Consider the following 7,423-nt stretch of genomic DNA (forward strand, 5'->3'; position numbering starts at 1 on the left):
GATCATCTCCGGACTTCTGTCGAGCATCACGGCGATGACCTGGTTTTCATTCGCTGGCATAGCTTCCTGTATGGCGGCAGCCAGCTGAGTGGCTTTGGCATCCAGGGCAGCATAGGTCAGTTGTTTATCTTCAAATACCAAAGCCACATTATCCGGATGCAGTTTCACCTGTTCTTCAAACAGCTGGTGGATACATATATCTTCCGGATAGCGGGCAGCGGTATCATTACAATCCGTGAGCAGCCATTGTGTTTCGGCTGGTTGGAGAATATTGATGTCTGCCAGTGTGTTGTTGAGATAACTGTTGATCTCCTGTAACAGGTTCACATAGTGTTGCAGGAAACGTTCAGCTGTAGCGTCGCTGAATAGTTCAGTGCTGTATTCGAGATTAAGTTTCAACTGACTGCCGGTTCTTACGCCTTCCAGCAATAAATCGAATTTGCTAGTGTAGCAAATATCATTAAGCGGCTCCAGTGTAGCATCTCCGAGGGGCAGTACGTCTCTGTTTTCATGCAGGAGGGAGAACATTACATCGAAGAGCGGATTACGGCTCGCATCTCTTCTGAGATTGAGTTTATCGATCAGCAGCTCGAACGGGTAATCCTGGTTCTTCAGTGCGTCAAGCGTGGACTGGCTTACTTCTGCCAGGAAATCCCGGAAAGCCTTTTTACCGGCGGGATACGACCTGATAGCGAGTGTATTGATGAACACGCCCTGTACTTTGTCCAGCTCTGCCCTGGTACGGCCTGCCACCGGCGTACCTACCACGATGTCTTCATTGCCGGAATATTTATAAAGCAGTACTTTGAAAGCAGCCAGCAACAACTGATGCAGTGTGTATCCCAGCTGCATGCCTGTCTGTTCCAGCGGCTGACTGATCACTTCCGGTAATATTGCCTGTATCCTCCGGCCTTCGTAAGTCTTGCGTACCGGCCGCGGATAGTCTGTCTGCATATTAAGCACGGGCGCTTCATCTGCAAATTGTTGCAGCCAGTAGCTCTCCTGGTCTTTAAATGCATCTGCCGATAATAAATCATGCTGCCATACAGCAAAGTCTTTATATTGGAAGACCACCGGTTCCGGTATTTCATCATTATACAACTGTATCAGTTCCCCGATGAATAAGCCAGCGGAAACGCCATCGGAGATGATATGATGCATGTCGAAGATGAACAACTGATTGTTTGTACCAAAATCAAACAAGTGTGCTCTCAGCAATGGAGGGGTTGACAAGTCGAAGGTGCGCACAAAGGAGCGTATCAGCTGCTCCTGTTCCTGCGGGGTTGCTTTCGTATAACCAATACTGAAAGGAACGGCCTTTTGTACGATTTGTACCGGCACGCCGTCTTTCATTTCGAATCCTGTTCTCAGTGCATCATGACGCGCAATCAGCGTAGCAAAGCACGTTTCCAGGCGTGTGCGGTCAAGGTTTCCTTTTACGCGGAAAGCTCTGGGGATGTTATAACTGTTATCAGTACCTTCAACGTGGTGCAACATATATAAACGTTTTTGGGAAGATGACTGTGGGTAATAATCCCTTTCCGGGATCTTTACCAACTCAGGAATAACAACCGATTCTCTGGTTCCCAGCAGACGGGCAACCTCTCTTAATACGGGGTTACGGAACACTTCACTGAAAACAAGCCTTACGCCTGTTTCTTTATACACGCTGTTGATGAACTGACCAACCTTTAAACTATGTCCGCCTAACTGGAAAAAATTATCGGTGATGCTTATATGTGATATGGCTAATAGCTCCTGCCAGATGCGGGCAACCAGTTTTTCATTTTTCGTTTCGGGTGCGGCATATTCTCTATCCGGTTCCTGTGTGACAGTATTTAGCAGTTTTCTTTTATCTACCTTCCCGTTTATGGTGAGCGGAATTTCATTTACCAGCATAATCCGGTCAGGAACCATAAAGTGGGGCAGGTTAGCTCTCAAGAAGGCATATAGCGCATCTGTTGTGACGTCATCCTGTGGTACTACGAAAGTATGTAAACTTTTTTCGTTCCGCGATAATTCTTTTACGACAACTGACACATTTTTTACGGAAGGGTGTAACACCAGGGCCGCCTCAATTTCTCCTGGCTCAATACGATGACCTCTTATCTTCACCTGGTCGTCGGCTCTTCCCAGGTATTCTATGTTGCCGTCAGACAACCATCTGCCCACGTCGCCGCTGCGGTAGAGCAGCATGTCCGGATTGAATGGCGCCCGGATAAATTTTTCTGCGGTCAGTACCGGATTTTTCAGGTACCCTTTTGCCAGCCCTATCCCCGCAATAAAAATCTCACCGGGCATACCGGCTGGCATGGGTTGCATATGCTGATCCAGGATATATACCTGCATGCCACCGATAGGCTTACCGATGGGCACATTCCGGTTCACGTTTGCCGTCTCCTGGTAAATGGTGGTACAAACGGTACATTCCGTAGGCCCGTATGCGTTATAGTACCCCTGATCATCGCGCAGTTCCAGTTCTGAGCGCGGAATAGCCGGTTCACCGGCGGTGAGCAGTGCTTTTATCTTATGCAGGGACGCCTTGTTGAGATTGCGCAGGTAGGAGGGTGGGAGCACCATCGTGGCAATGTCCTTTTTATCCAGGAAGCTGGCGAAACGATCGAAGTCTGCCACAATGTCCCTGGAGACCGGCAGCAGCCTGCCACCGGAGAACAGGGGCATGAATATCTCCAGTACAGACGCATCAAACGATAATGAGGCAAACTGAAGATAATTTTCCGTAGGTTGTATGTTGATTCCCTTTAAATACTCCTGTACAATATTTACGGCAGCGGCATGCCTGATGACAGCTCCTTTGGGCTTGCCGGTAGAGCCGCTGGTGTAGATGATGTAGCTGGTGTCGTCGGAGGTATTGACAGACACCGGATCTGCTGTGTTTTCGTGCAGGTATTCCTGTTGGTCAACGAGGAGCATCTGTCCTTCAAAAGCGGGTAGCTCAAATCCGCTTTCTGTCAGCAGCAACCTGGCGCCGGAATCTTCCAGCATAAATTTCTTCCGCTCTTCCGGATAGGCCGGATCAATAGGGAGATATGCTGCGCCTGATTTCAGGATACCCAGGATTGTAATGATAGCCCTGTCGGACTTAGGAACCATGAAAGCCACTATTTCATTGGGCTTCACTTTGAAAGAATGGCGCAGGTGATGCGCGAGGGCATTCACCTGCGCGTTGAGGGTGGCATAGGTTAACTGAACGTCTTCAAATTCCAGTGCAATGTGATCGGGCCAGGTTTGCACACTTTTTTCAAATTGTGTCACCAGCGTATCGGGCGCCATGGGTGTAACAGGCGGCTGATGGAGTAATATGCCTGTTTCAGCAGCTGTTGCCAGCGGCACATGGCTGATTACCTGTTGGGGATGAAGCACAAGTGTATGTATCAGTTCCCTGAATCTTTCGAGGAACTGATCGATGTAGCATGCATCCCAATGCCCGAGGTTGAAATCGAAATCTATTTTAATATCATCAGCTGACTGACATTCGCGTACAAACACGGCCAGCGGCGACTTTTCCGCCTGGTGAGACAACGCCACCGTGGTAGTGCTGAAGCCGTTGAACGGCACATTGTAGTTTTGTTTTTCAAACGAAAGGGAAATATCATAGAGCGATAACAGATCCGGCTCTTTTGATTTCACCATACGTACAATCTCATCAACCGGGTATCGCTGATGCTGGAAGTCCTGGCGGAATGCATCCCGGATGGAGGTCAGCAGTTCTGTGAACGTGAGCGTTTCCGCATAGTTCATCCGGAACGGCAGGATGCCTACAAAGATACCCAGCGTTTGTCTGAATGCTTCATTATACCTGTTCATTACCGGCACGCCTATCACCAGATCGCTTACCTGGCAGGCCCTGGAGAAATAAGTATAGCAAAGCCCCAGAAAAACATGGAAGGTAGTGGCATTGTTTGCAGCCGCCAGCTGGCGTATAGATTCATAGAATGTTTTATCTATCACCATCGTTTTGCGGATGCTGCTGAGTACCAGTTCTTCCTTTTTTCCGTCTCTGATGCCGGCAGATAGTGGCTGGGGCGCGTCCGCGAATCTGTCTTTCCAGTATTTTTCATCAGCGGCAAATGCGGGAGAGGCGGTATAATTTTCGTCATCGCGGATATAATCCGTATAGGAGTATAATGTTTCCGTATGGTCATCTTCGCCCTTTACCAGTCTTTCATACACAGCGGCCAGCTTACTCACGATCAGTGAAGCACTCCAGCCGTCGGCAATGGTATGATGTAGTTTCGCGTACCAGTAGTATACATTGTCTGACTGCTTCAACAGGCTGAAGGCACAAAGCTCGTTGTGCGCAAAGTCCAGTGGCAGGGTGCTCTGGCTGTGCATCCAATCCAGACAGGCATCCTCACTTTTCTTCTTTTTGGAAAGGTCGAGAAAAGAGAAGGGGATGGCATGCGCAGGATCATATGGATAAATGAATAGGCGCGGAATGCCGCCAGTTTCCTCAATACCGGAACGGAGTGCATCGTTGTCCCGGATCAATATGCGGATGGCGAGAGCAAACAATGTTACATCTATCTCTCCGTGTATGCGCGTATAAGTGCATACATTGTATATGGCAGATTGAGGAAATAGTTTCTGTTCGAACCAAATGGCTCTTTGGTTAGCAGGAAGGAAAAACATAATCTGATATTTGACGCAATGACTGTTATGGGCAAAATCCGGTTGAGCTGAGCCTGTGCAGGTTCAGCCTGAGTGGATCATGCAAATTTTTTATTAGTTAGTGTTGGCAATTACCCAAAAATGGGACTAGTTGTTTTAAGAAATCTTTGATAGCATTTTTAAAATCTTTGATAGCATTCGTTCGAAAATAGGTCAAAGGTTATATGGCAAACAGCATCCGCAGGATTAGCAGTCCATCATACAAGAGTTTGTGTTTATATTATTCTAAGAGAGAAAAGCCTTTAGGCATCCATTCGTTGCACTGTCGGAGGCAGTACTTATTTCATTTTTCACCCTTTGTTCGAATAACAATCTGTATTGTGGATATACGCTGCCGGGTAATTTCCAGGCAAAACTTCGCATAGCATGAACTTCCGTTTCTTCTGAATCGGTTGTCGCAGGTGTCCGTATTGGTAATAAGCAAACAGACTAATCAATAAGCAAACAAAAAACCCTGTTGTGTTCCGGGCACTATTACTCAGGAAACAGCAACCTCAAAACTGTATGGAAAACAGGATGTTAAATGTTTCGGTGTGTCGGGTTTTGTTTTCATTCGTTGTGTTTTAACAAGTTTTCAATGGTTTGAGTTGACCTCTTGCTACGTGGTTATTCAGGGCATAACAATAACAACAATCAACTGCATGTCCGTTAAATTCATTAAACGCAAATAATTGCGCGGATAGTATTTGATGAATTAAAGGTAGAAATTTTTTACTGAGAAACAAATCTTCCTTTCAGTCTGCGGTAGAAAATCAGTAGAATGAACGGGTAATGATCCGCTGGAATATTTTACTGTATTGGGTTTGATAGATCGGGATTTTTTTTATCTACATCAGTCAGTACTTTCGGTGTTTGTATTGGACAATAATGTTGCTGTACCTGCGTCTTTATATGAACAGACCGGTTTTTACCAAATTGTTAATGTTGATATTTAATGTCAAAGGCTGCCCGGCGGGGGAGGTACGGGCAACCTTTGATACGTGATTATATTATTGTGATCAGGGTAAGGGGGTGAATTTGAATTCATGAATGATTACTTCATATGACTGGCCATTGACGGGCGCCGTGCCGTTCATCAACCAGAGGTTCATCAGTACGGGCATGTTCAGTGCAGACAGCGTTATATCTGAAGATGTGAATATTTTCCTGGCGATGCTGCTGCCTGCATCATAGTGGCCGTGTTGACTTTCATACACGATGCTGGCAGTCTTGTTACGTGTGAACCGGTGTGTACTGAAGGTGCCATTCATGGTAATATTGGCCGTATTCCAGTGTACATTTTTGTAGCGCACGCCGGATTGCGCCGGATATACCGTGTAATTGAACTGTCCGGCAGAGGGATTGCCCCAGCGGGAAAGTTCTATATCCTGTTCGTCATAGCCATCCTGGCCTGAGTAGGTAAACAGTCCCAGTACGAGGTTCCTGTCGATATTGTTCAGGTCACATTCAATTTTCCACTGGTAGGTACCATAGCCAAAGGTGTTGGCGCTGGTCACTTCTGCGCAGCTCCAGTGGCCTTGTGCATCCTTTTGCATTTTAAGGTGCAGGTGGCCGTTTGCATCCAGCCATGCATTGCTGCTATTCCAGTAGTTTGGCCCGGGGCCCTGGGTGCCGGCAGAAGTGGAGCGCACTGTCCACGTATAGCCGCTGAAGTTAATGGTGTTGGCAGCTAAGGCGCTAATGGCTGTGGGTTTGTCCTTAGCAGGAGTTTCAGCAGGTACTGCGTCTGCAGGGTTAAGCGTACTTTTTTGACAGGAAGCAAACATGATGGCACTGAACACGATTGTTGCAAAGCTTTTGGTTGAAGTTGATAATGTTCTTTTCATTTGATTTGGTTTATATAGGATTGAAGAAAACTACGGGACAGAAAATCTTCACCGATACGAGCCGACAATTATCAATGATTTTCTTTGAGAAGAACTAAGGCATAGTGATGTTTGTTTTTCTATGCAAGTATATTAGATTTATCGATTCGTAAGAGGATAATATAACATCAGAGAAAGCAAAATTTGTTCTTGTTTATGCGCGTTTTGCGGAAGATCTTTAGTCATTTATACGTGGATGTTTATGATTAGAATGATTTGTTGTGCTGTCGTGCTGCTGGGTTTTATAACGCAGGGTGACGGACAATCCCGTTTTTTAAGGGAAGGTAATACAGGTACGGTGTTATTTGATGACAGCTGGAAGTTCGCCCGTTTTGGAATGCAGGCAGATGGAAGCACCTTGCCGGAACCCACCGGAGTAGAAGCTACAGGTTATCCGGATAACGGATGGCAACAGCTTGATCTTCCCCATGATTGGGCGATAGCCGGACCTTTCAGGATAGAGTTGGCAGGTAACACCGGGAAGCTTCCGTGGAAAGGAATCGGTTGGTACCGCAAGCATTTTACGCTGCAGGGTATGGACAGGCATAAACGAGTTTTCCTCGACTTTGATGGCGCTATGGCCTATGCTAAAATATGGGTTAATGGCAGTTATGCAGGCACATGGCCTTATGGTTACAGCTCCTTCCGGATGGACATAACCCCTTACCTGAAGGCAGATGGAAAAAATGTGGTGGCGGTAAGGCTTGATACAGAGGAATGGGACTCCAGGTGGTACCCGGGCGCCGGCATCTATCGTCATGTGTGGCTCGTTGAAACCAGTCCTGTACACGTTGGTCACTGGGGCACTTACATAACAACCAGCGACGGCCCTTCCGGCAGCGCTGAAGTGCAGATGAAGATCCAGG

The 7,423-nt window shown here is 47.0% G+C and carries 3 protein-coding genes; 1 reads left to right on the plus strand and 2 read right to left on the minus strand.

Annotated elements, in window-relative coordinates:
- Both VM802_RS24405 and VM802_RS24410 read right to left on the minus strand, forming a co-directional pair.
- Positions 1-4,653 (minus strand): non-ribosomal peptide synthetase (locus VM802_RS24405; protein WP_325535568.1); only part of this gene is annotated, 4,653 nt, incomplete at its 3' end.
- Between the two features lie 1,037 nt (positions 4,654-5,690).
- The gene (locus VM802_RS24410) at positions 5,691-6,518 is read right to left on the minus strand and encodes a LamG domain-containing protein (RefSeq protein WP_325535570.1); all 828 of its coding nucleotides are present in this window, start codon (positions 6,516-6,518) and stop codon (positions 5,691-5,693) included.
- Between the two features lie 241 nt (positions 6,519-6,759).
- Between VM802_RS24410 and VM802_RS24415 the strand changes: the two genes are divergently transcribed.
- The coding region (locus VM802_RS24415) for a sugar-binding domain-containing protein (RefSeq protein WP_325535572.1) at positions 6,760-7,423 on the plus strand (664 nt) is incomplete at its 3' end.

It is taken from the genome of Chitinophaga sp. (genome assembly GCF_035538455.1).
Taxonomy (GTDB): domain Bacteria; phylum Bacteroidota; class Bacteroidia; order Chitinophagales; family Chitinophagaceae; genus Chitinophaga.